Origin of the sequence: Paraburkholderia sp. SIMBA_053 (assembly GCF_046534895.1) — a bacterium.
GTDB classification, from domain to species: Bacteria; Pseudomonadota; Gammaproteobacteria; order Burkholderiales; family Burkholderiaceae; genus Paraburkholderia; species Paraburkholderia caledonica.
Genome location: NZ_JAWRXU010001826.1, coordinates 1 through 233, shown reverse-complemented (window position 1 = coordinate 233; position 233 = coordinate 1). Strand labels below are relative to the sequence as shown.

The 233-nt window shown below is 67.4% G+C and carries 1 protein-coding gene; it reads left to right on the top strand.

Features of this window, described 5'->3' with window-relative positions; genetic code table 11:
• A partial coding sequence (locus SB753_RS41825) for a M81 family metallopeptidase (protein WP_410805790.1) occupies positions 1-233 on the top strand: 233 nt, incomplete at both ends.

Sequence of the window (233 nt, the reverse complement as noted above, 5' to 3'; positions counted from 1 at the left end):
GCATGCAGACCGCGATGGCCGCGTTCATCGACGCCGCCGCGCGCGAGGGCGCGCAGATCGTGACGCCCGTGTCCGCGGCGGCGAACCCGAGCGGACCCGTCGACGCTGCGGCCTACGACGCGATCTGCGATGCAATCGTTGCAGCCACAAACGGATGCGACGCTGTGATGCTCGATCTGCACGGCGCGATGGTCGCGGAAAATTCGAACGACGGCGAAGGCGATCTGCTCGAA